This is a genomic window from Candidatus Protofrankia datiscae (genome assembly GCF_000177615.2).
GTDB lineage: Bacteria > Actinomycetota > Actinomycetes > Frankiales > Frankiaceae > Protofrankia > Protofrankia coriariae.
Map to the genome: position 1 here is coordinate 1,471,878 of NC_015656.1, position 20,771 is coordinate 1,492,648.

Below are 20,771 nucleotides of genomic sequence, written 5' to 3' on the forward strand. Positions count from 1 at the left end.
GTACCAGCGGCATCGACCAACCGGCCCGGTCATCCTGATCGACGTCCGCCGCTGGTCCGGCTGGTCCTACAGCCCAGCCCCGTGACGGCCACAGCCCGCGTCCGTCCGTCCGTGTGGAGCGCCTCCGTCTGGTATCCGATCCTGGCCAGCAGGTTCCCACGGGCGTCCGCTCAGAGAGCGAGCACTTGTCGCAGTCCCCGGTCGATCTCCTGCATGAGGCCTGCCGGGACGGTGCCGACGGCGCGCCCGAGCTCGTTCTTGTTGAGGGTGACGATGGCGGTCACGTTGACGACGGAGTCGCGGGGCAGGCCGGTCGCGGCGGCTGGGAGGAAGACGTTGCCGGGCATGGTGGCCAGCGCCGTGTTCGAGGTGATGACGGCCGCGATGACGGTGGCCAGCCGGCTCGCGTTGTAGGAGGTGGCCTGGACGACCAGCACTGGGCGGTGCTTCGCCGGCCGGCTGCCCGCTGGCTCGCCGAGATCGGCCCAGTGGACAGCGCCGCGAGGGATCACCAGTTCTCGCCGTCGTCCAAGGTCAGGCGGCCCGCGCGCACCGCGGCCTCGGACGAGTCGTCGGGGCCCGCGAGCGCGAGTGCGGCGTCGATGCGCTCGGTCAGCGACTGGGCATCGAGCTTCTGGAGGTAGTGGCGGGCTGCTGTCGTGAAGAACTCCGAACGACTCACGCCGAGCGCGACCGCGTGGCGCTCGACCTCGTCGAACGTGTCATCGGGGATCGAGATGGCAGTTTTCATAAGGCGAGTATAACCGGGTATGACCATCGTGGCGCCTGCGGTGCGCCCCCCGAGGGAACTCAAGCACCGACCCAAGAAGGCCAGTAACTGGTCAGGTCTGGTAGATCGTTTGTTTTTGGTTTCCCGGCTGGCTGGGACTCCTCGATGGCCTGAAGGCCCGGGTCGTTGGTGCTGTGTGGTTGATCGGGCCGTAGGGTCCGGGTGTGTCGGATGGTCCGCCCGCGTCGCCGCCGGTGCCGTCGTATGACGAGCTCGCGGCGCTGGTGGTGAGTCTGCGGGCGCAGCTGGTCGAGACCGCTGCGGCGTTGGAACAGGCGCGGGTGCGGATCGCCGAGCTGGAAGCTCAGGTCGCGAAGAACTCGCGGAACTCGGCGAAGCCACCGAGTTCGGACGGGCTGGCGAAACCGCCACCGAAGTCGCTGCGGAAGAAGACCGGCCGCAGGCCCGGTGGGCAGGGCGGGCATCCGGGATCGACGCTGCGGATGCTCGCTGAGCCTGATGTGCGCCTGCGGCATGAGCCGGGGCCGTGTGCGGGGTGCGGGGCGGGGCTTGCGGGCCGGCCTGTGACCCGGACCGAACGGCGGCAGGTGTTCGACCTGCCCGAACTACGTCCGCATGTGGTCGAACATCAGCTCATCGAGCGGGAGTGCGGCTGCGGGACGCGGACGAAGGCGGCGGCACCGGCCGGGGTGGACGCGCCGGTGCAGTACGGGCCGCGGGTGGCCGCGGCGGTGGTCTACCTGTATTCCGGTCAGTTCCTGTCGCAGGAGCGGACCGCGACCGCGCTGGCCGAGCTGGTTGGGATCCCGATCTCGGCGGGCACGGTCGGTGCGATGACCGCCCGTGCCGCCGCCGGACTCGACGGCTTCCGTGACACCGTCCGGGGTCTGCTGGCCGCCGCCGACGTGATCGGGGCCGATGAGACGGGGCTGCGGGTCGCCGGGAAACTGCACTGGGTGCACTGCGCCCGCACCGACAAGTACACGCTGATCGACTGCCATGCCACCCGCGGCAGCGGCGGGATCGACGCCCTCGGGGTGCTTCCCGCCTTCGGTGGGGTGGTGGTCCACGACGCCTGGGCCCCCTACGACAGCTACACCGGCGCCACCCACCAGCTGTGCGTCGCTCACGTGCTGCGCGAACTACAGGCCGTCGTCGACGCGGCCCCGACGGGAACCTGGTGCTGGGCCGCCCAGGCAGGCGACGCGCTCGTCGCCCTGCACCGCCTCGCCGTCGACGCCGCCACTACCGGCGTCACCATCGACGAGCAGGCACCGGCCACCCAGACCCGGCAGCTGCGCCACGCCGCTCACATCGGGATCAGCCAGACCTCGCCGCGCGGCACGAAACTCATGGCCGCCCGCCATGCCCTGGCCTGCCGGCTCGTCGACCGCGAAGCCGACTACCTTCGGTTCACCCGCGACTGGCGGGTTCCCGCGGACAACAACGGCTCCGAACGCGACATCCGCATGATCAAACTACGGCAGAAGGTATCCGGCTGCCTACGCACGCTCACCGGCGCCCGCCAGTTCTGCGCGATCCGCAGCTACCTGTCCACCGCCACCAAACACAGCATCAGCCTGTTCGACGCTCTCGTCCAACTTGCCGAGGGCCGTCCCTGGATGCCCGCGATCAGCTAACTCAAGATCAAAAACTACCTGACTAGTTACGAAGGACATACGGCGCGTGCCCATCCCGCCGCCGCTTGTCGCACTGCTACGGACCCACCTGGCGGCCTTCCCAGCCGGCCAGGACGGCAAGGTGTTCCGTTCCCCGCGCGGCGGTCCTGTCCGCTCCAACACCTACGGGAAGGCGTGGAGGGCGGCACGCGGCGCGGCGCTCACCGCTGCCCAGGTCGCCTCGCCGTTCGGAGCGACCCCGTACGACCTGCGGCATGCGTGCGTGTCGGGCTGGTTGAACGCTGGCGTGCAGGGCGCGCAGGTCGCGGAGTGGGCCGGCCACTCGGTCGGGATCCTGTACCGGGTGTACGAGAAGTGCATCGACGGTGATGTTGAACTTCAGCTACGCCGAATCGCGACAGCGTTGGGGCTCGTCGCCCTACCGGAGCCACCGCGGCCAGCCGTCCCGGACCCGGTCCGGGTATGGTCCGCGAACCCCCGGATACGGCCGGACTCGACCGGACGCCACCGGACGACGCGCTACCAAGCGATAATCGGCGAGTGGAGTGATCCCGCTTCCGTGGACAGCGAACCTGAGGTTCGCTGTCCATAGGGAAGGAGCGTCATGGGGTCAGCTCGCCGGAAGTTCACCCAGGAGTACAAATCCGAGGCAGTAAGGTTGGTGCTCGACTCGGGCCGGTCGGTGACCGAGGTCGCGAAGAGTCTGGGTATCCACGAGACCACGTTGGGAAACTGGGTGAAGAAGGCGAAGGAGAACGGCGAGACCGAGGAGCGGCCGCTGTCGGTGTCGGAGCGCGCGGAACTTGAGGAGCTCCGGAAGAAGTACGCGCAGGCGCAGATGGACATCGCCTTCCTAAAAAAAGCGGCGAGCTTCTTCGCGAGCGAGCAGAAGTAAAGTTCGAGTTCATCTCGATACACGCTCCGAAGAAGCCTGTGTCCGCCGACGGCGCGAACACCTTTCCCGTCGACTACATGTGCAAGAAACTCGACCTGTCCCGACAGGGCTACTATGCGTGGAAGAAACGCGGCCCGTCTCGGAGGGAGAAGGACGACGCCACCTTGTCGACCATGATCAGAGCTGTTTTCGACCGTCTCGAGGGGCGGTACGGCGTGCGGCGGATCTTCCACGAGATCCGCCGCCAGGGCGTCGCCGTCGCCTACAAGCGGGTCCAGCGGCTGATGGCGACGATGGGCCTGGTCAGCGTGCATCCGCGTCCCCGCCGGCCGGTGACGACGGTGCAGGCCGCGGACTCCTCATCGCTGCCTGATCTTGTCGGCCAAGACTTCGCCGCGTCCGCACCGAACCAGTTGTGGTACGGCGACATAACATATATTCGCACCTGGGATGGCTGGGTGTACATGGCCTCCGTCATCGACGCGTTCTCTCGGAAGATCGCCGGCTGGGCGGTCGCCGATCACATGCGCACCGAACTCGTTCTCGACGCGCTTCGTATGGCCGTCACCCGCCGGCGGCCACCCGGCGGCGTCATATTCCACGCCGACCGAGGCGGTCAGTACACCAGCCGTGAGTTCGTCGCCTTCTGTCGCGACAACAACGTCCGAAACTCCGTCGGCCGTACCGGGATCTGTTTCGACAACGCCGCGGCGGAGTCCTTCTGGGCCACCCTCAAGAAGGAGTTCGTCCACCTCCACCCGTTCGATACCATAGACCGCGTCCGGGCGGGGATCTTCGAATATGTCGAGATCTACTACAACCGGCAGCGGTTGCACTCCTCGATCGGCTATCTCACGCCTGTCGAGTTCGAGGAAGAATTTGACGGACAAACACTTCGTGCTGCATAGTTAGGACTGTCCACGAAAGTGGGAACCCTCCAGAGAAGACTCGTGACCTGCGGCTATGCCGGGATCCGGCTGCTCGGCCTGGCGAGTGCGGGAGGGGGGACTTGAACCCCCACGCCCGAAGGCGGCAGATCCTAAGTCTTTTACCATTACCGCCGAAAACAGGGCGTGACCTGCGGTGATCCTGAATCGTCAGGCGGTGGGCCGGACGCCGTTCCGGGAATGGTCCGCGAGCAAGGCCCAGCAGACGGCGATCCGCTTGGGAGGAAACCGATGATGACCACCGGCGATTGCCTGGGCAGGGTCTCCGCAGACGAACAGGAGAACCGATCATGAATCCGGCGGACCTCGAGGTGCTGACCAGGATCGACCACGGGGAGACGGTCGTCGTTCGCCTGCCGCCCCTTTACCAGCCGTACGGGCCGTTCCTACGTCATCTGAAGGACATAGGACGACTCGTCCGCATCGACCGGCAGACCCTGTGGGGCAACCCGTTCCCGCTGCGCCGAGGCGCCACCGATACCGAACGGGCCGCAATGATCGCCCGGTACCGGGCCTGGCTTGCCGGAGACGGGCCGGACGAGCGGACGGCCGGAACCCGCACCTTCAGCCGAAGCGCGGTACTCGCCCGCCTCCCGGAGCTTCGCGGGAAGGCTCTGGCCTGCCACTGCACACCGCTGGCCTGCCACGGTGACGTGCTCGCCGCCCTGACCAGGCAGGCCACTCTGTGACCTGATCAGAGCTCGGCGTGTGGCTGACGCGCGTCAGCCACAAAACTGTCACACGCAGGTGCAATGCTGCAAAGATCGCAGACGAGGGGGTAGATCATGGCCGATCGGAGCACGATCGAGTGGACGCAGGCAACGTGGAATCCCACAACGGGATGTGATCGAATATCAGCAGGATGTGATAACTGCTATGCGCTGAGCCTGGCGCGGCGGCTGAAGGCGATGGGCCAGCCCAAGTACCAGAACGATGGGAACCCCCGGACCTCCGGACCCGGCTTCGGGCTCACGGTTCACCCGGATGTGCTCGGCATCCCCCGCCGTTGGCGCAGCCCACGGCAGGTGTTCGTGAACTCCATGAGCGACCTGTTCCATGCACGGGTACCCACACCCTTCATCCACCAGGTCTTCGAAGTTATGAGCGACACCCCGCAGCACACCTACCAGGTGCTGACCAAACGATCCCGGCGTCTGGCCCGCCTCGCCGACCAGCTGCCATGGCCAGACAACGTGTGGATGGGTGTCTCTGTGGAGAACGCCGACACCCTGTATCGGGTCGACGATCTGCGGGCCGTCCCTGCCGCAGTCCGTTTCCTGTCCTGCGAGCCACTCCTCGGCCCACTGGCCGCCATCGAACTCAGCCACATCGACTGGGTCATCGCAGGTGGCGAGTCCGGCCCTGACCATCGACCCGTCGACCGAGCATGGCTGACCGGGCTACGAGACGCCTGCACCACCGCTGACGTGCCGTTCTTCTTCAAGCAGTGGGGCGGACGCACCCCCAAGGCCGGAGGACGCCATCTTGACGGTCGCATCTGGGATGAGATGCCGACCCGCGGAAAGCCCGCCGCATGACTCGCATCCTCTGATCCCTCAGCCCCAGAGGCAGCATCCGATGCTTCTTCGACACTTTTGGTCACAGGCTGCTCGCTTATATGAGATGCTGTTCACACATCACGTGTGACGAGGGGACAGCCTGTGACCGGAGAAGGCTTCTTTCAGCGTCGTCAGGCTGCCGCGGTGCTCAAGCATGGTGTCATCCGTCGCTACGCTCCGGTCTTCACGACGATGACCGGCTCTACCAGCGTTGACCACCGGGTTGTCTACCTCGACGGATACGCCGGCCGCGGCGGCTATGACGATGGATCACCTGGTTCACCGCTCCTTGCGATCGAGTCAGCGCGTGAGGTGGCACGGTGGGATCGCGATGTGGAGTGCATCTTCATCGAAGCCGATCAGGCTAACTACACGGAATTACAGCGGCGCCTACGGGACGCGGCACCTTCAGAGCTACGGTGGCATGTGCGCCTCGGCGACGTCACGAACCACCTTGACGAGACCCTACGTCTTGCTCAGAACACCCCGCTTCTGGCATTTCTCGACCCCTACGGCTCCGCCCTCGGCTACGACGCCCTCGTTGACAAATTGCTGTGCCGGCCTACACGAGCACCTACCGAGGTCCTGCTGAACCTCAACATCCAGGTCGTACAACGCTGGGGCGGGCTTCTCGCCAGTAGGAGACTGAACGCCGGACAGACTGAGATCTTGAACAGATTGGATCGTTTTTTCGGCGGCGACTGGTGGAGGAATGTATTTCTCTCCACACGTGCGGACGACAGCCCAGGTTCAGCAGCACGCGCCGCCGTAGCGGTCGTTGACGAGTTCCGTAGCCGCGTTCACGCACGTACTAGTGTCCTGAGTCGTTGATTCGTGTGCAGATAGAATGGGCTGGTGCCTGGCCCGAGCGCGGATCCCATCGAGTTGTCGTCTGCTGAGCGTGCGGTGCTGGAGGGCTGGGCCCGACGGCGGAAGACCGCGCAGGCGCTGGCGTTGCGCTCGCGGATCGTGCTGGCCTGCGCGGACGGTGGGACGAACTCGGGGGTCGCGGCCGAGCTCGGGATCACCCGGGGAACGGTCGCGAAATGGCGGGAGCGGTTCGCGGTCGACCGGCTGGAGGGCCTGTCAGACGAGGCACGTCCGGGAGCGCCTCGGAAGGTCACCGACGCCCAGGTCGAGGCGGTGATCGCGAGGACGTTGGAGGAGAAGCCACCGAACGGCGATACCCATTGGACATCGCGGTCGATGGCGAGGGCCAGTGGGCTGTCGCAGTCGACGGTGTCACGGATGTGGCGGGCGTTCGGGTTGAAGCCGCATCTGGTCGAGACGTGGAAGCTGTCCACCGACCCGCTGTTCGTGGACAATGTCCGTGACGTGGTCGGGGTCTACCTCGACCCGCCGGAGAAGGCGATCGTGCTCTGCGTCGACGAAAAGTCGCAGGTGCAAGCTTTGGATCGCACGGCACCGGTGCTGCCCCTGATGCCGGGTACCCCGCAGCGGATGACCCACGACTACGTCCGCCATGGCACGACCAGCCTGTTCGCCGCGCTCGACCTGAGGTGGTCCCCGTTCTTCGGACAGTGATCCCTATGTGGGATAATTGATCCGTGAGCGGAGGAGATTGATGACTGAGTCCCGGAGGCGGTTCACGCCCGAGTACAAGGACGAGGCAGTGAAACTCGTCATCGATTCGGGTCGGCCGGTATCGGCGATCGCGAAGGACCTCGGTATCAACGAGGGAACCCTGGGGAGCTGGGTGGCCACCTGGCGTCGGGCCCACCAAGGCGAAGAAGAACCGCTGTCGATGTCCGAGCGTGCCCGGCTACGGGAGCTGGAGAAGGAGAACCGGGAACTCCGGATGGAGCGCGAGTTCCTCTCAAAAGCGGCAGCCTTCTTCGCGCAACGCCATCAGTGATCGATAAGTTCGAGCTGATCGCCGCGGAGAAGGACAACTACCCGATACGCAAAATGTGCCAGTGGCTCGTGGTGTCGACGTCCGGTTTCTACGACTGGTACCAGCGACCGGTGTCGTCCCGGACCCGCCGGCACACCACCCTGGACACCCAGGTGCGGGCGTTGTTCGCCGCCTCGCGCCAGACCTACGGCGCGCGGCGGATCGCCGCCGCTCTGACCGCGTCGGGCCAGCCCACCTCGGTCCGCCTCGCCCGACGGATCATGCGCCGAGCAGGGCTGAAGGCCTGCCAGCCCAGGGCCTACCGCCGCACCACGATCCCCGGCCAGGCGCCGGTGCCCACCGACCACGTCCGCCGCGACTTCACCGCCACCCGCCCCGGGGCCAAGCTCGTCGGTGACATCACCTATGTCCGTACCGGCGAAGGCTGGCTGTATCTCGCCACGGTCATCGACTGCTATTCACGGAAGGTTCTCGGCTGGTCGATGGCCAGTCACATGCGGACCGAACTCGTCGTCGACGCATTCACCATGGCCGCGTCCCGCACCACCCTTGCACCGAACGCGGTTTTTCACTCGGATCGCGGTACGCAATACACGTCCGACGCCTACCATCGCACGCTGGCACGACACGGCGTGCGACCTTCCGTAGGCGCCACCGGAGTGTGCTGGGACAACTCCGCCGCCGAATCCTTCTTTGGCACCCTGAAAAACGAACTCGTCTATCGGGAAATTTACCTAACCCGTCGTGCCGCCCGCAGTGCGATCGCCGAGTACATCGAAGTCTTCTACAACCGGCAGCGACTCCACTCCACCCTCGGCTACCACACCCCGGAACACGTCGAACGTCTCTACCTGACGAGTCGGACATCAATACCAGAGGCGGCGTAAAGCTGATATAGTCCAGTTATCGCGTGTCCGTAGAATGGGCAGCACCTCGACCCGACGTCCGGGTCGGTGATCGCGCAGACCTTCCGGCGGCACCGTCACCAGGAGTTCCTGCGCTTCCTCAAGCTGATCGACTCCTCGGTCCCGAAGGGCTACGACCTGCACCTGGTCCTGGACAACTACGCCACCCACAAGACCCCGGCGGTGAAGAACTGGCTGCTGCGCCACCCCGCTTCCACCTGCACTTCACCCCGACCTCGGCGTCGTGGATGAACCTGGTCGAGCGCTGGTTCGCGGAGCTGACCACCCGCAAGCTGCGCCGATCGACGCACCGCTCGGTCGTCGAACTCGAAGCCGACATCCGCCGATGGATCAACGCCTGGAACAAGGACCCGAAGCCGTTCGTCTGGGCCAAGACCGCCGACGAGATCCTCGAGACCCTCGCCGCCTACTGCCAGCGAATCAACGACTCAGGACACTAGATACGACACTTTCTGCGTCCCAGTACGCCGCCGACCCACCCACCTACCCCTCTTCCTACTCGTTCTCTTCTTCCGCAATCCAGTGGCACCGTGGAAGTTTAATGATGCGGTCTCGGGTGCCAACGCCGACTGGCGCGCGGCCTGTCGCGAAGAGGATCTGGCAGAAGAGCTCGCCCGGAAATCTCAGGAACCCGACGGGCTCTTCACCTATGACGAGGTGCGGTCCCAGTCACCCGAGGAAGAAGCCGCAGAGATCGAACGGAAACTCGAAGCTGAGTGGATCAGTCAGATCGGCGACAACCTGCGCCAGCTCGTGGCGAAGGAATCTTCGATTCCATTACTCGGAAAGATCAATGATATCTATGGTCCAACCCTCGGCCAAGCCCGCGAGAAGCACCTGCGCGCAGCCTGGGATGCACTCGTTAAAGCCGGCTTCATTAAACCACGAAACACCAAAATCAAAATATATAAAGATACTCTGACTGGACGGCATGGCTAGAATGACTCGATTAGTTCAAGCGGAATTCGGTGGTTCAGGTTTCCAGTCGTCCGTTAATCAGGCAGCTTCGCTGGCGGCCAGAGCCAGAAACCTGGTCGTGGGAGCGTATCCACCGAAAACCGGCGCGGCCGGCGTGCTGGCCGGACTCGGAGCACAGCGACCGGCGCCGACGATCAATAGATCCCATTCATGTGTGGCGGACGTACCAAACCCACCGGCAGCCGCGTATTAACGTTCCCTCGCGCTGCGTCCACCTGGGTCTGTGTTAGTCCCACTGTGTCAGTTAGGTTTACCCCAACCAAATAGGCACTGGTGAGATCTGCCCCGGTGAGATCCGCCCCGGCCAGCCTGGTGTTGGCGAGATCTGCTCCGGTGAGGTCCACCCCGGTCAGCCGGGCACCGGTGAAGTCTCCTCCATTCAGCTTGGCGCCGGAAAGATCCGCCCCGATAAGATCCGCCCCGTGCAGCTGGGCCCCAATGAGGTTCGCCCCACTCAGGTCTACCCGGTCCAACCGGGCACCGGTGAAGTCCAGACCGGCTAGCTGAGCCCCAGCGAGGTTCGCCCCGGCTAGAGCGGTATCAGTGAGATCCGCCCCGGTGAGGTCCACCCCGGCCAGCCGGGCGCCAGCGAAGTCCAGACCGGTCAGCCGGGCGCCAGCGAAGTCCACCTTGTCCAGCTGGGCGCCGGCGAGGTTCACGTCGGTGAGGTCCACCCTGCGCAGTCGAGCGCCGGTGAGATCCGCCCCTCGCAGCCGGGCATCGGTGAGGTCCACACCGCGCAAGTTGGCTCTGTTCAGCTGGACACCGGTGAGGTCCACACCACGTAGATTCGCTAGGGCCAAGTTCACGTCGATGAAAATAATCTTGGTGAGGTCGGCGTCGTGGAGATCGACCCGGGCGAGTTGGGCTCCGGTGAGGTCACGAGGAATGCCGGACAGCTGCCGGAGAGCAGGAAGCGCGGCAGCAACGTCGTCGGGAATCCGGGTCGGAATGCTGGTGCTGCGTATGTGAGCGGCGAGCACATCGGCGGCTGTCGTGAGGATGCCGAGATCGGCTGGGTGGTCGTCGACGAGCCGTTGGATAGCGCGGACGCCTGCGAGCCGTGTCAGGGTAACTGCCTGGGCGAGGTGGTCTTGCGCCGTCATGAGCCTGTCGGCAGGGTTGTCAGGTCCGGGCTGTTGTCCTGGTCCCGGTCCGGGGAATGCGGCCAGGGCCGCCGGCCGTCCCGGGAACACGGCCAGACGAGGCAGCACATGAAGCCCGACCGCCCGCAGTAGTTGCGCCCGTGCCCGCGGTTCGTCCTGGTCGAACAGATCCACCCAGGTCAGGGTCCGCAATGTCTCCGGAGGGATGACCGGTTCAACCCGGACCGGCAACAGGGTCTTGCGGGCCAGTGCCGCGGTCCATTCGTTGGTGCACCAGTGGGAATCGAAGTACGCCGACGAGTAGACAGCCACCGTCCAGCGAGCGCCAGCGAGCTGAGCGTTCATCCACTCTGGAGTGATCCCGCTTCCGTGGACAGCGAACCTGAGGTTCGCTGTCCATAGGGAAGGAGCGTCATGGGGTCAGCTCGCCGGAAGTTCACCCAGGAGTACAAATCCGAGGCAGTAAGGTTGGTGCTCGACTCGGGCCGGTCGGTGACCGAGGTCGCGAAGAGTCTGGGTATCCACGAGACCACGTTGGGAAACTGGGTGAAGAAGGCGAAGGAGAACGGCGAGACCGAGGAGCGGCCGCTGTCGGTGTCGGAGCGCGCGGAACTTGAGGAGCTCCGGAAGAAGTACGCGCAGGCGCAGATGGACATCGCCTTCCTAAAAAAAGCGGCGAGCTTCTTCGCGAGCGAGCAGAAGTAAAGTTCGAGTTCATCTCGATACACGCTCCGAAGAAGCCTGTGTCCGCCGACGGCGCGAACACCTTTCCCGTCGACTACATGTGCAAGAAACTCGACGTGTCCCGACAGGGCTACTATGCGTGGAAGAAACGCGGCCCGTCTCGGAGGGAGAAGGACGACGCCACCTTGTCGACCATGATCAGAGCTGTTTTCGACCGTCACGAGGGGCGGTACGGCGTGCGGCGGATCTTCCACGAGATCCGCCGCCAGGGCGTCGCCGTCGCCTACAAGCGGGTCCAGCGGCTGATGGCGACGATGGGCCTGGTCAGCGTGCATCCGCGTCCCCGCCGGCCGGTGACGACGGTGCAGGCCGCGGACTCCTCATCGCTGCCTGATCTTGTCGGCCAAGACTTCGCCGCGTCCGCACCGAACCAGTTGTGGTACGGCGACATAACATATATTCGCACCTGGGATGGCTGGGTGTACATGGCCTCCGTCATCGACGCGTTCTCTCGGAAGATCGCCGGCTGGGCGGTCGCCGATCACATGCGCACCGAACTCGTTCTCGACGCGCTTCGTATGGCCGTCACCCGCCGGCGGCCACCCGGCGGCGTCATATTCCACGCCGACCGAGGCGGTCAGTACACCAGCCGTGAGTTCGTCGCCTTCTGTCGCGACAACAACGTCCGAAACTCCGTCGGCCGTACCGGGATCTGTTTCGACAACGCCGCGGCGGAGTCCTTCTGGGCCACCCTCAAGAAGGAGTTCGTCCACCTCCACCCGTTCGATACCATAGACCGCGTCCGGGCGGGGATCTTCGAATATGTCGAGATCTACTACAACCGGCAGCGGTTGCACTCCTCGATCGGCTATCTCACGCCTGTCGAGTTCGAGGAAGAATTTGACGGACAAACACTTCGTGCTGCATAGTTAGGACTGTCCACGAAAGTGGGAACCCTCCACTCGACGAAGTTCCGCCCTGGCGGGGAATCCCACACCTGCACCCGGGCGGCCAGGCCGGCCCCTTCGAGTATGGAGGCAATCCAGGTCGCCCACGGCTCGTCCACGCCGGTGTACGAGATGAAGACGAACGACTCTTCCTGCGTCATGCCAACGTTGTACACAGCCGGCAGTTCGCCCAAGACGTGGGGCATCGGCACGGTACTCCACGAGATGATCATCAGCCGTCCACGACATGGAGCTCAACCTGTGAGAAGCTGGTTGCCGTCGTGGAGACGAACGAAGGGGCCGTCCGGGCGGAAGGCGTCCGCGATCCGGATCGCGTAGACAGGGTGCACGCAGTTCAGCGCGTCGGTGAACGGCAACCACATCACCTCGGGCGTCTCCGCGCTCGGGCGTCGTCTCCGTATGGGCCAAGACGGCGCAGCGGAAAACCAACGACAGCACGCCGGTCCGCATGTTCTTGTAGACGCCTGTCAGATGGCCAGGCCAGGGTCGATCGGGATGCCGGTTTCTTCCCGCACCTCACGACGCAGGCCGTCAGCCGGGGCTTCATCCCGTTCCAGCGCCCCACCCGGGGTCGCCAGCCGTCTGTTGTCACCCCGTCGGATCATCAGCACCCGCTGGTCGTTGTCCACCACCACAGCACCCACACTCACAGAGTGCATCGGCATATGTGCCGAACCGTTGCGGTCAGGCATCCGGCTCGTAATCCCACTCGTACATCAGCCGAGGAGGTCAACGCCGTCGTGGGTGCGGAAGGCGGTGGCCGTGTCCGCGAGGGCATCGAGCACCCTGACTGCGAAGGCGGGGCTCATCCGTTCCCGTACGTCGGACGCGGGCAGCCAACACACCTCGCTGCTCTCGGCGGTGGCCCGAGGCGCGCCAGCCAGTGGGCGGCAGCGGAAGACCAGCGCCACGACACCGAGGGGCAGGTTTTTGTAGACGCCGGTCAGCCGGTCGATCTCGACGGTGACGCCGGTCTCCTCCAGCACCTCGCGGCGCAGGCCCTCCTCAAAGGTCTCCGCCAGCTCCAGGACGCCGCCCGGAGGCTGCCATTGGCCGTTGTCCCGACGGCGGATGGCGAGCACCAAGCCGTCTTGGTTCACCACGACACCAGCGACGCTCACCGAATGCCGTGGCGGCCCGGCCGCTGATTTCGTCACCGGAAAGTCACCACTGCGATCGACTTGTCGTCATGGCACTTGAACCGCGGCAACTCCTGGCCCTGGGGATCCTTATGCTCCTCCCACCGGTGAAGGTCCGCGAGCAAGACAGCCATCTCCGCCTCCGAGAGCCCGACGACGTCTCCGACGTCGATGTGCAGATGCCGCATCGGATCGTCGGCGCCATCCGTGAGAACGGCAGCCCACCGCACGTCCTGTGCGCGAAAAGAGCGCACCAGCGCCTCGCAGCCTGCCGCTGGGTCAGCCTCCGCGATCCAGTAGCCACCGGCCGCGTTCAGATACGGCGCTTTCTCGTGCCTCATCTCGCGGAGAAGACGCCGATGTTCGTCATCGAATCCGGCTCCGGTGTGTAGCCGAGCGAGGGCCGCCGGCCGATACTTCACGGGGAGCCGCATAAGCCGATCATCGAAAATGCGTTCGACGCCATCTGGCCTGGTCGCCACGTATACCGGGGTGTCGCCAAGTACGAGCACGTCAACGCGGTCGGCGACAGAGCGGATAATACTGACGGTTGAGGACGGTGAATCTCCCGGCCGTACATCCAACTCCTGCACGGTGCCCGCAAGAGCTGTCCGTAGTGTGCTCCGCAGGGGTGCCGCTGGCTGGCACTCGAATGTGTCAAGCAGCCGCCGGCCAAGCGCATCAACGTATGCGGCCACGCTGACCAGGCCATCGGTTCCGGACGCGCCATCCAAGACGATGACAACATCATTGCCAACGAGGATCCGGTCTTGGCCCTGCCCGACCTGTGCTGGCAGTTCGGCTACACGCACATCCATGTGTCGAGCCGTCACGGCCGGCTGCCTGACTCGACGGCCTCAGCCGGCCATTCGAAGTGCAGGACCCATTGGAACGTGGGGAGGGCGTCGACGCGGTATTCCACGAGCCGATCGGTGGCTGTCCACGACATGTGGACGATTTCAAACACCTGTTGATTCTCGGCTAGGCCGAAGAACGCTTCCTCGTCGTCTGTCGGGATACGTGCCCGGACGTCCTCGGTGAACCGCACCGGCCCTTGTCCGAGTTCGGCTAGGCGTGAGTAGGTTCCACCTGGTCCGGTGTCCACCTTGGTCAGCCCAGCGCGCTCGGCGAGGGCCCAGGGGATGTAGGAGGTAGCCAGTAGCACCGGTTCGTCCGAGGCGTACATGTGACGCTTGCGGATCAGGACTCGCTCTCTCTGGCCAAGTCCCAGTGCTTTCGCCACGGCTTCGGGCGGGTTGACCGGCTCCAACTGGACGATGTCGGACCTGGGTTCCAGTCCAAGCCGCCGAATCTCTGCGTCGAACGCGCCGCGTGCGCCACGTTCCTCGCGGATGGCTCGTGCGTACCGCTGATTGCTATGCCGTGAGATCGGCGGTACGGACCGGACTACTGTCCCGCGTCCACGGAGAACCCTCACCAGGCCTTCCGCACGAAGGATCTGGACAGCCCGATTGATCGTCACGCGGGATACGCCCATCTTGTCGGCCAACTCCGCTTCGCTGGGCAGCGTTGAGCCGGGAGGGTACTCACCGTGAGTGATGTCCTGCCTGAGTTGATCGGCTACTTGCCGATAGCGGGACTTCGGGGCCTCGACGGTCATCCCGGGCCTGCACCTCGTCTCTTCGAAGCACCGATTGCTGGCACCTAACGTTAGCCCGCAGGACGTCCTACCTCCTCCTTGACACCTACCGGACCCGCATGAGAGCGTCCACGACGTAGGACGTCCTACGTCGGAAAAGTCCCCAAGTTGTCCCGGCACGGCGGTCACGCCGCTGATCGCACAACCGCACGCCGCCGTGCTGGGAGCACCAGCCACATGGCCGATCGACTGCGAAGGAAGGAGAGATCTTCGTCCGAGTAGGACCACAGATGACATGGGACGGCCCCGGTCACGCCGCCAAGCACTCCCGGGGCCGTCTGCTCCACCAGCCGCAAAACCGGAAGGAGCGTTTTGCATTGTCTCCTATGAACGGCGCCGTGGCGACGGCCGGGTCTGCCTCGCCCGTCGGCCCGCGACGGTGCTGGACTTCCCCTGGCCCTCTACTGGCCGGTGGCACGGTCCGTTTCGACGACCTCATGACGGTTTGGGGTGGGGCGTTGTGCGCCCAGGTTGATCCGGAGCTGTTCTTCCCGGAGCAAGGCGACGGTGCCGGCGCCCAGGCCGCCCGGGAGATCTGCCGGCGCTGCGGGGTGCGGAAGCTGTGTGGGCAGGTGTTCGGCCCGCTGCTGTCGCACGGCATCGTCGGCGGGCAGAGCTCCGTCGAGCGTGCCCATACGCGGTGGGTGGTGGGCTGATGGCCGCCCGCCGCCGCCCGGTCAGCGCCACTGAGATCGCCCGGCAGATCGCCGAGGATGTCCGTGCGTTGAACTACGCGACGCTGCCGGCCGACGGGTATCCGGGGCTGGCGTTCCCGGGCGACGTCTACGACGTGCTCGGCGCGCTTGGCCCCGCGGTCGTATCCCTGACCCAGGGCCTCAACCAGCTCGCCACCTTCCTCCAGGGCCAAGCCCGCCGGCCGGGGCTGCACGACACCAGCTCCCCGTTCGCGGGCCGACCGACCAACGCAATCACCGCGGCGACCGTCAGCCTGGCCACCGCCAACCAGTCGCTGCGCAGCGCCGCGGCGCTGCTGGGCCAGGCCCAGCAGGACATCGCCGGGCTGGCCGTCCTCGACACGTAACCCGGACATCAACCCGCACCCACCCATCCCTGTCAAACCCGATTCGACCCGTCCGGATCTCCGGTGTGTCACGCCGCCATGCACCACACCGGGATCCCTCACCTCTCCGCCAGCCGCACCGAAAGGCAGACGTCGTCATGAGCAACCCTGTTTCGTCCATTCCCGGCGCTGACAACCTCGCCGACGCGACCGTCGCCGAGGTCAAGCGGATCGCCGAAGAGCTCCGGCGCCGCGCGGGCGGCAAGTGATGACCGGCATCGGCTCTCGGACCGGGCCCGTGGTGATGGGTGCTGCGGGCCGGCTGACGCTGCCGGCTTGCGCGGAACCCGGTGCCCCTCTTCCCCCGCTGTTCGCCCCGGTCATCGAGGTCGGGGGCAGCCGATACACCGCTGGGCTGCACACCTCGCCCGAGGAGGCACGCGTCGCCGGGGAGGCGCTCGCGGACGTCCACCCGTCCGTGTCGATGCACGGGGTTGTGGAGCTCCTGACGGCCGCGGTCGCCGCCGAACTCGCGTCCGCCCACGACGTGCTGGAGCAGATGGACATCCAGAGGTTCGGCGGTACGGGATGACCGCCAAATTTTCGATCACGGACGCGGTCGCCGGGCTGCTGACGCTGCCGGCGTGGGATCTGCCCGCGTTGCAAGCTCTTGTGCAGGCGGATCGGCGTCCGTGCTGGGACGCCGATCCGGAGTTGTTCTTCCCCGCGGGTGAGACCGGCCCGGCGGTAGCCGCGCAGGTCACGGCGGCACGGGCGGTATGCGCGGCCTGCCCGGTACGGGCTGCCTGCCTGGCGGTGGCGCTGGCTCCGGACACGGCGGCCGACACCGGCGCCGGGGACGACCCGATCTCCGCCCTGTACGCCCCGGACGGGGTGTGGGGCGGGCTGACCGCGGCCGAACGGCGCGCTGTGGCTCCGCACTGGTACGCCCTGCGCAGCCTGGCCGAATCCGTGCCTGTGCCTGCCGGCGTCACCGGCCGGGCTGACGACGTGGTGCCGGCGGCGTGATGCCGCATGAGAACGGCCAGGAGCCGGCCGAGAGCTCGAAGGTGTCCTGGCCGCTGATCGTCTCCCTGGTGTTGATCGCTGGGGTGTGGGCGGCCGGGGCGGTGTGGTCGTATGACCATCAGAGCCGGTTCGCGGAGAGCCTGGGGTTCCACCACGGCTATCTGCTGCCCGCGGTCGCGGACGGGCTGCCGGTGGCCATGGCCGCTGTCGCGTTCTCCGCGGCGTTGGACGGCCGGCCGGCGACCGTGGCCCGGTTGGGCACCGCGCTGGCGGTGGCGGCGTCCTCGGCGTCCAACGGTATTTACGCCTGGCGCCGCTCAGGCCACGACCTGACCACGGTGATCGTCGCTGTCGCGATCCCGGTGATGGCGGCGGTCGCGTTCGAGGTGCTGTTGGGCGAGATCCGGAAGCAGGTCCTCCAGCGCCGCGGAGCGGCCCCACCGGCGCCGGTCCCGCTGCTGCGTCCCATCCGGGTGCTGTTGGACCCGTTCCGCGAGATCGGGCAGTGGCGCCGGCACGTGCTGACGGTGACCGACCCGGCTGCGGATCCGGTACGCCAACAGGCGCTGTCTCGTCTCGTTGACGCGGTCGCGGAGATCGAGGCGCAGCGGGAAAGCCCGCAGGAGACGTCGGCCGAGGAGATCGAGACGTCGCGAGAGACGTTCGAGGCGCCGGTGTGGCCGACAGAAACACCGGCTCTCACCGCGCCCGTCTCGGGCGAGACGTCTCGCTCGGTCGCGGCCGAGACGTCGACTCTCACCGCCTCCGAGACGGCCGAGACATCTCGCTCGGATACGTCTCGGCCGTCTCGGTCCGGGAAGGCCGAGACGGCTGGGTCGCAGCGGGCCGCGATGAAGGCGTGGGCGACAGCCCAGATCGACGCCGGAGTGAAGATCTCAGGTGCGGATCTTGACCGGCAGTTCGGGACCCGGAACTACGGCCGGGCGGTGCTGCGGGAGCTGAAGGCGGCCCGCGCCGAAGCAGCCGAGGTCGCCCCCGTCTCCACCCCGGCTGTGGCGGGGGTGGCTGATGCCTAGCCCGACGGCCACCCGCCAGCGGCGGCGGCCGGCTGGTGACGGTCGGATCGCCGCCCGCCAGCAGCGGCGGCAGCGGATGTTCCTGGCCCGGTTGGGGAGCGCCCGCCGGCCGGCCGATCGCCTCGGTGTCGCGGTCGATTACCTGCGCGGGGCCCTGGCCGACGTACCGCCTGTCCAGGCGGAGCGGGAGGTCGACGCCCTGGTCCGGCAGATCACCGAGGTCGTCGCCCGCCTGCATGGGAGGACCCGATGAACACGAGGAGTGATCGTCCGGTGGATCGTCCAGTGGACGGTGGAGGATCGGCCGGCTGCCGCGGCAGGAGGGGACACCGCGCGTGCCCACGTGTGCGTACGCGCACGCGCGAGACGGCGATGAGTCTAACCGGCCGCTGCCCGCTGGCGGTCGGTGACCCCCGTGGGGGGTGGTCGTGGTGAGCCGCCAGCTCTGCCCGTTCTGCCGGACCCCGGGCGGCGCCCATACAGAGGAGTGCTGGTTCTCCCCGGTGTGCCCGGACTGCGGGGCCGGGGTTGGCCTCGCCCACGAGGAGGGATGCGACCAGGCGCAGTGCCTCCGAACCGGTGGGCAGCGGCTCATGTGCGCGTTCGGCGCCGACCATGACGGGGACTGCGGCCGGGACGTGTGGACCGGGTTCTTCTGGGGTGTCGCGGAGTGCGTCGAGTTCGGCTGGTGGGTCCAGGACCGCGGTGATGAGGGGCTGGGGTTCGTCCCCTGCGCTCCGAACGCCCCCGGCGCCATCCCCAACACCAGCCGGCTGGTCCTTGACGCCGTCTGGGATCCGGCGGCGGGCCGCTGGCAGCTGCGCGACACCCGCCCGCAGCGAGACGACCACCGGCCCGATCCGACCCCACCCGCCCAGGACGACGAGGACGACGAGGAGCACGCGGTGGGCGGCGACGAGACACCGCCGGGCACGGAGCTGATCGAGGCCCCGCGGATCGACTCCACGCCCGCGGACGGGGACGAGACCTTCGGCGAGATGCCGACCGAGACCCGGATGCGCGCGGCCCGCCGGCTGTGGGATGTCGCGATCGGGGAGCTGCCCTCGGTCTGGTCGGAGCCGCCGGCCGAACCGGCGGCGCTGGTCCGCTACGCCCGCGACGGCGACTGGTGCGCGCCGGAGGCCACCGGCTGGCGGCGGGCCGGGCAGGTCTACTGCGCCCTGGTCGCGATCCCGGTCTCGGTCGTCCTGTATGTGGCGGCGTGGCTGGTGCAGCGCCCGGGCCGGCTCGCCGCCGCGGCGGCGCTGGCCACGATCGTCTGGATCGTGCTGTGACCGGCCTGCCGCACGGCGGCTGGACGGTCGTCGCGCTCGCCGCCGGTCTGCTGCTGGCGCTGTGGCTGCGCCGGCTGGTCGCCGCCGGGCTGCTGGCGGCGGCGCTGGCGGTGGCGCTGGCGGTGGTCGCCGGGCTGGTCCCGGCCCTGTTGCCCGGCCCGCCGGCGGGCGGGCCGCTGGCGCCGGGTGCTCCGGTCCCCGCCGCCTACCGGCCGTGGATCACCCGGGCCGGGTCGCTCTGCCCGGAGATCACCCCGGCGCTGCTGGCCGCGCAGTTGTCCCAGGAGTCCGGGTTCAACCCCCGCGCGGTCTCCGTTGCCGGGGCACAGGGGATCGCCCAGTTCATGCCGTCCACCTGGCGCACGTGGGCGACGGACGGGGACGGGGACGGGGTCGCTTCGGTCTGGAACCCCGCCGACGCGATCACCGCGCAGGGCCGGTTCATGTGCCACCTGGCCGCCGCCGCCCGCGAGCAGCAGGCCGCCGGCCGGGTCCGCGGCGACGTCACGGCGTTGGCGCTGGCCGGCTACAACGCCGGGTTCGCCCGGGTCCAGGGCGCCGGCGGCATCCCCGCGATCGCCGAGACCCGCGCCTACGTCAGCCGGATCACCGCGCTGACCCCCAGCTACACCGACCCCGCCCGCCTCTGACCTGGGAGCCCCCATGACCATCTCCACCCCGCTGGCGTTCGCGCCGGTCACCGCCTCCACGCTCGGTCTGCCCGCCCCCACCGCGGTGTCCGCCGCGGTCCCGCTGTTCGTCATCGGCCTGCTGCTGTGGCGGCGGGTCCTGCCCCGTCTCGCCGCGGTCCTGGCGCTGCTCGCCGGGGCGGCGCTGACCGACGGCTGGCTGCACATCGCGATCCGCGCGATCCTCACCGCCATCACCACGGTGATCAACGTGGTGACCCGCACGACCATGGGCGGGGTTGTTCCCGGCGCCCTGGCGATCGTCCTGGCGATCTACTACGTGCTGGAACTGCGCCTGGACGCCGAGACCGTCAACCGGCTGCTGGCACGGCGGCGGCCCCGCGTCCGCCGTCTGCGGGAGCCGGACATATGGGCCCCTAGCCGGGCAGCGTTGACGGTCGGGTCCAAGCCGCGGTGGCCGCGCAAGCTCGGCGCGCTCGCGGTCGGCCTGGCGCTGCCGTCGGTGGTGACCACGATCCAGGGCCCGGCCGGGTCGGTGGTCGCCTCCGCGGTGAACATCATCGGCGGGCTGATGGCGGCCAGCCTTGAGCACACCATCGGGATCCGGTGA

The 20,771-nt window shown here is 67.2% G+C and carries 29 protein-coding genes and 2 pseudogenes; 22 read left to right on the forward strand and 9 right to left on the reverse strand.

Annotated elements, in window-relative coordinates; all coding sequences use genetic code 11:
• Positions 1 to 170: 170 nt before the first annotated feature.
• Positions 171 to 515: a type II toxin-antitoxin system PemK/MazF family toxin gene (locus FSYMDG_RS06100; RefSeq protein WP_043603079.1), complete on the reverse strand. Its 345-nt coding sequence runs from the start codon at positions 513 to 515 to the stop codon at positions 171 to 173.
• Positions 509 to 751: a CopG family ribbon-helix-helix protein gene (locus tag FSYMDG_RS06105; protein WP_043603082.1), complete on the reverse strand. Its 243-nt coding sequence runs from the start codon at positions 749 to 751 to the stop codon at positions 509 to 511. Before FSYMDG_RS06105 ends, FSYMDG_RS06100 begins: the two co-directional genes overlap by 7 nt.
• A gap of 203 nt (positions 752 to 954) precedes the next feature.
• Here FSYMDG_RS06105 and tnpC point away from each other — a divergent pair, with 203 nt between their 5' ends.
• The 11 genes and pseudogenes from tnpC to FSYMDG_RS25845 all read left to right on the forward strand — a co-directional run bounded on the left by tnpC (position 955) and on the right by FSYMDG_RS25845 (position 9,533).
• Positions 955 to 2,391, forward strand: coding sequence for an IS66 family transposase (gene tnpC, locus FSYMDG_RS06110; protein WP_013872683.1), 1,437 nt, complete (start codon positions 955 to 957; stop codon positions 2,389 to 2,391).
• A 46-nt stretch (positions 2,392 to 2,437) separates the two neighbouring features.
• Positions 2,438 to 2,983, forward strand: coding sequence for a hypothetical protein (locus FSYMDG_RS06115; protein ID WP_050803351.1), 546 nt, complete (start codon positions 2,438 to 2,440; stop codon positions 2,981 to 2,983).
• A gap of 12 nt (positions 2,984 to 2,995) precedes the next feature.
• Positions 2,996 to 3,286 (forward strand): transposase, encoded by a 291-nt coding sequence (locus FSYMDG_RS28000; protein ID WP_043602641.1) that lies wholly within the window; start codon positions 2,996 to 2,998, stop codon positions 3,284 to 3,286.
• 17 nt (positions 3,287 to 3,303) lie between these two features.
• A complete protein-coding gene (locus FSYMDG_RS06125) occupies positions 3,304 to 4,194 on the forward strand; it encodes an IS3 family transposase (protein ID WP_237703096.1) in 891 nt (296 codons plus the stop codon).
• Positions 4,195 to 4,523: 329 nt separating this feature from the next.
• The gene (locus tag FSYMDG_RS06130; RefSeq protein WP_013872720.1) at positions 4,524 to 4,922 is read left to right on the forward strand and encodes a DUF4326 domain-containing protein; all 399 of its coding nucleotides are present in this window, start codon (positions 4,524 to 4,526) and stop codon (positions 4,920 to 4,922) included.
• A 96-nt stretch (positions 4,923 to 5,018) separates the two neighbouring features.
• Positions 5,019 to 5,771 carry a DUF5131 family protein gene (locus tag FSYMDG_RS06135; RefSeq protein WP_013872721.1) on the forward strand — a complete coding sequence of 251 codons (753 nt, stop codon included), beginning with the start codon at positions 5,019 to 5,021 and terminating at the stop codon, positions 5,769 to 5,771.
• 123 nt (positions 5,772 to 5,894) lie between these two features.
• Positions 5,895 to 6,623, forward strand: coding sequence for a three-Cys-motif partner protein TcmP (gene tcmP / locus FSYMDG_RS24065; RefSeq protein ID WP_157490978.1), 729 nt, complete (start codon positions 5,895 to 5,897; stop codon positions 6,621 to 6,623).
• A gap of 24 nt (positions 6,624 to 6,647) precedes the next feature.
• Positions 6,648 to 7,331, forward strand: a pseudogene (locus tag FSYMDG_RS06140) (IS630 family transposase); the annotation flags it as partial.
• 46 nt (positions 7,332 to 7,377) lie between these two features.
• Positions 7,378 to 8,555 (forward strand): IS3 family transposase gene (locus tag FSYMDG_RS06150; protein ID WP_085948540.1). Its coding sequence is split into 2 segments (ribosomal slippage): positions 7,378 to 7,639 and positions 7,639 to 8,555, totalling 1,179 coding nucleotides; the frame shifts between segments, so codons are not numbered across the junction.
• Between the two features lie 45 nt (positions 8,556 to 8,600).
• Positions 8,601 to 9,034 (forward strand): annotated as a pseudogene (locus FSYMDG_RS24070) (IS630 family transposase); the annotation flags it as partial.
• 82 nt (positions 9,035 to 9,116) lie between these two features.
• Positions 9,117 to 9,533, forward strand: a complete 417-nt coding sequence (locus FSYMDG_RS25845; RefSeq protein ID WP_131772256.1) for a hypothetical protein — start codon at positions 9,117 to 9,119, stop codon at positions 9,531 to 9,533.
• A 173-nt stretch (positions 9,534 to 9,706) separates the two neighbouring features.
• Here FSYMDG_RS25845 and FSYMDG_RS22790 read toward each other — a convergent pair whose 3' ends face one another.
• Entirely contained in the window at positions 9,707 to 11,023 is a 1,317-nt protein-coding gene (locus FSYMDG_RS22790; protein WP_013872723.1) for a pentapeptide repeat-containing protein, read from the reverse strand.
• 69 nt (positions 11,024 to 11,092) lie between these two features.
• On the opposite strand from FSYMDG_RS22790, the gene FSYMDG_RS28005 reads away from it, so the two are divergent.
• Complete coding sequence (locus FSYMDG_RS28005; protein ID WP_043602641.1) at positions 11,093 to 11,383, forward strand: transposase; 291 nt, start codon at positions 11,093 to 11,095, stop codon at positions 11,381 to 11,383.
• A 17-nt stretch (positions 11,384 to 11,400) separates the two neighbouring features.
• Complete coding sequence (locus FSYMDG_RS06175) at positions 11,401 to 12,291, forward strand: IS3 family transposase (RefSeq protein ID WP_237703094.1); 891 nt, start codon at positions 11,401 to 11,403, stop codon at positions 12,289 to 12,291.
• Here FSYMDG_RS06175 and FSYMDG_RS24075 read toward each other — a convergent pair.
• The 6 genes from FSYMDG_RS24075 to FSYMDG_RS06195 form a co-directional block, all read right to left on the reverse strand.
• On the reverse strand, positions 12,231 to 12,542 hold the full coding sequence (locus tag FSYMDG_RS24075; protein ID WP_083828161.1) for a TIR domain-containing protein: 312 nt from the start codon (positions 12,540 to 12,542) through the stop codon (positions 12,231 to 12,233). The two genes, FSYMDG_RS06175 and FSYMDG_RS24075, sit on opposite strands and share 61 nt — an antisense overlap.
• A gap of 21 nt (positions 12,543 to 12,563) precedes the next feature.
• Positions 12,564 to 12,686 carry a hypothetical protein gene (locus tag FSYMDG_RS29125; RefSeq protein ID WP_258165213.1) on the reverse strand — a complete coding sequence of 41 codons (123 nt, stop codon included), beginning with the start codon at positions 12,684 to 12,686 and terminating at the stop codon, positions 12,564 to 12,566.
• A 111-nt stretch (positions 12,687 to 12,797) separates the two neighbouring features.
• Complete coding sequence (locus tag FSYMDG_RS27365) at positions 12,798 to 12,980, reverse strand: NUDIX hydrolase (RefSeq protein ID WP_237703007.1); 183 nt, start codon at positions 12,978 to 12,980, stop codon at positions 12,798 to 12,800.
• A gap of 66 nt (positions 12,981 to 13,046) precedes the next feature.
• Positions 13,047 to 13,487 (reverse strand): NUDIX hydrolase, encoded by a 441-nt coding sequence (locus FSYMDG_RS06185; protein ID WP_013872724.1) that lies wholly within the window; start codon positions 13,485 to 13,487, stop codon positions 13,047 to 13,049.
• Positions 13,484 to 14,287 (reverse strand): hypothetical protein, encoded by an 804-nt coding sequence (locus FSYMDG_RS25850; protein ID WP_043603085.1) that lies wholly within the window; start codon positions 14,285 to 14,287, stop codon positions 13,484 to 13,486. Before FSYMDG_RS25850 ends, FSYMDG_RS06185 begins: the two co-directional genes overlap by 4 nt.
• Positions 14,288 to 14,298: 11 nt before the next feature.
• The gene (locus tag FSYMDG_RS06195; RefSeq protein WP_013872726.1) at positions 14,299 to 15,090 is read right to left on the reverse strand and encodes a GntR family transcriptional regulator; all 792 of its coding nucleotides are present in this window, start codon (positions 15,088 to 15,090) and stop codon (positions 14,299 to 14,301) included.
• A gap of 476 nt (positions 15,091 to 15,566) precedes the next feature.
• Here FSYMDG_RS06195 and FSYMDG_RS24080 point away from each other — a divergent pair, with 476 nt between their 5' ends.
• From FSYMDG_RS24080 to FSYMDG_RS06240, 9 genes are all read left to right on the forward strand, one after another.
• Entirely contained in the window at positions 15,567 to 15,785 is a 219-nt protein-coding gene (locus FSYMDG_RS24080; RefSeq protein ID WP_043603086.1) for a WhiB family transcriptional regulator, read from the forward strand.
• On the forward strand, positions 15,785 to 16,171 hold the full coding sequence (locus FSYMDG_RS06205; protein WP_013872728.1) for a hypothetical protein: 387 nt from the start codon (positions 15,785 to 15,787) through the stop codon (positions 16,169 to 16,171). The genes FSYMDG_RS24080 and FSYMDG_RS06205 overlap by 1 nt, the downstream gene beginning before the upstream one ends.
• A 277-nt stretch (positions 16,172 to 16,448) precedes the next feature.
• Positions 16,449 to 16,742 carry a hypothetical protein gene (locus FSYMDG_RS06210; RefSeq protein WP_131789374.1) on the forward strand — a complete coding sequence of 98 codons (294 nt, stop codon included), beginning with the start codon at positions 16,449 to 16,451 and terminating at the stop codon, positions 16,740 to 16,742.
• Positions 16,739 to 17,179: a WhiB family transcriptional regulator gene (locus FSYMDG_RS24085; protein WP_013872731.1), complete on the forward strand. Its 441-nt coding sequence runs from the start codon at positions 16,739 to 16,741 to the stop codon at positions 17,177 to 17,179. Before FSYMDG_RS06210 ends, FSYMDG_RS24085 begins: the two co-directional genes overlap by 4 nt.
• Entirely contained in the window at positions 17,179 to 18,216 is a 1,038-nt protein-coding gene (locus tag FSYMDG_RS06220) for a DUF2637 domain-containing protein (RefSeq protein WP_013872732.1), read from the forward strand. Before FSYMDG_RS24085 ends, FSYMDG_RS06220 begins: the two co-directional genes overlap by 1 nt.
• Positions 18,209 to 18,469 carry a hypothetical protein gene (locus tag FSYMDG_RS06225; RefSeq protein ID WP_013872733.1) on the forward strand — a complete coding sequence of 87 codons (261 nt, stop codon included), beginning with the start codon at positions 18,209 to 18,211 and terminating at the stop codon, positions 18,467 to 18,469. Before FSYMDG_RS06220 ends, FSYMDG_RS06225 begins: the two co-directional genes overlap by 8 nt.
• A gap of 178 nt (positions 18,470 to 18,647) precedes the next feature.
• Positions 18,648 to 19,511 (forward strand): hypothetical protein, encoded by an 864-nt coding sequence (locus tag FSYMDG_RS27140; protein ID WP_193353096.1) that lies wholly within the window; start codon positions 18,648 to 18,650, stop codon positions 19,509 to 19,511.
• Complete coding sequence (locus tag FSYMDG_RS29540; protein ID WP_013872735.1) at positions 19,508 to 20,161, forward strand: lytic transglycosylase domain-containing protein; 654 nt, start codon at positions 19,508 to 19,510, stop codon at positions 20,159 to 20,161. The genes FSYMDG_RS27140 and FSYMDG_RS29540 overlap by 4 nt, the downstream gene beginning before the upstream one ends.
• 13 nt (positions 20,162 to 20,174) lie before the next feature.
• Positions 20,175 to 20,771, forward strand: coding sequence for a hypothetical protein (locus FSYMDG_RS06240; protein ID WP_013872736.1), 597 nt, complete (start codon positions 20,175 to 20,177; stop codon positions 20,769 to 20,771).

Coding starts and splice junctions, on each gene's coding strand:
- FSYMDG_RS06105 (WP_043603082.1), bottom strand. CDS start 751: ATGAAAACTGCCATCTCGATCCCCGATGACACGTTCGACGAGGTCGAG.
- FSYMDG_RS28000 (WP_043602641.1), top strand. CDS start 2,996: ATGGGGTCAGCTCGCCGGAAGTTCACCCAGGAGTACAAATCCGAGGCA.
- FSYMDG_RS06130 (WP_013872720.1), top strand. CDS start 4,524: ATGAATCCGGCGGACCTCGAGGTGCTGACCAGGATCGACCACGGGGAG.
- FSYMDG_RS06135 (WP_013872721.1), top strand. CDS start 5,019: ATGGCCGATCGGAGCACGATCGAGTGGACGCAGGCAACGTGGAATCCC.
- FSYMDG_RS22790 (WP_013872723.1), bottom strand. CDS start 11,023: ATGAACGCTCAGCTCGCTGGCGCTCGCTGGACGGTGGCTGTCTACTCG.
- FSYMDG_RS28005 (WP_043602641.1), top strand. CDS start 11,093: ATGGGGTCAGCTCGCCGGAAGTTCACCCAGGAGTACAAATCCGAGGCA.
- FSYMDG_RS24075 (WP_083828161.1), bottom strand. CDS start 12,542: ATGATCATCTCGTGGAGTACCGTGCCGATGCCCCACGTCTTGGGCGAA.
- FSYMDG_RS25850 (WP_043603085.1), bottom strand. CDS start 14,287: ATGGATGTGCGTGTAGCCGAACTGCCAGCACAGGTCGGGCAGGGCCAA.
- FSYMDG_RS06195 (WP_013872726.1), bottom strand. CDS start 15,090: ATGACCGTCGAGGCCCCGAAGTCCCGCTATCGGCAAGTAGCCGATCAA.
- FSYMDG_RS24080 (WP_043603086.1), top strand. CDS start 15,567: ATGACGGTTTGGGGTGGGGCGTTGTGCGCCCAGGTTGATCCGGAGCTG.
- FSYMDG_RS06205 (WP_013872728.1), top strand. CDS start 15,785: ATGGCCGCCCGCCGCCGCCCGGTCAGCGCCACTGAGATCGCCCGGCAG.
- FSYMDG_RS24085 (WP_013872731.1), top strand. CDS start 16,739: ATGACCGCCAAATTTTCGATCACGGACGCGGTCGCCGGGCTGCTGACG.
- FSYMDG_RS06220 (WP_013872732.1), top strand. CDS start 17,179: ATGCCGCATGAGAACGGCCAGGAGCCGGCCGAGAGCTCGAAGGTGTCC.
- FSYMDG_RS06225 (WP_013872733.1), top strand. CDS start 18,209: ATGCCTAGCCCGACGGCCACCCGCCAGCGGCGGCGGCCGGCTGGTGAC.
- FSYMDG_RS06240 (WP_013872736.1), top strand. CDS start 20,175: ATGACCATCTCCACCCCGCTGGCGTTCGCGCCGGTCACCGCCTCCACG.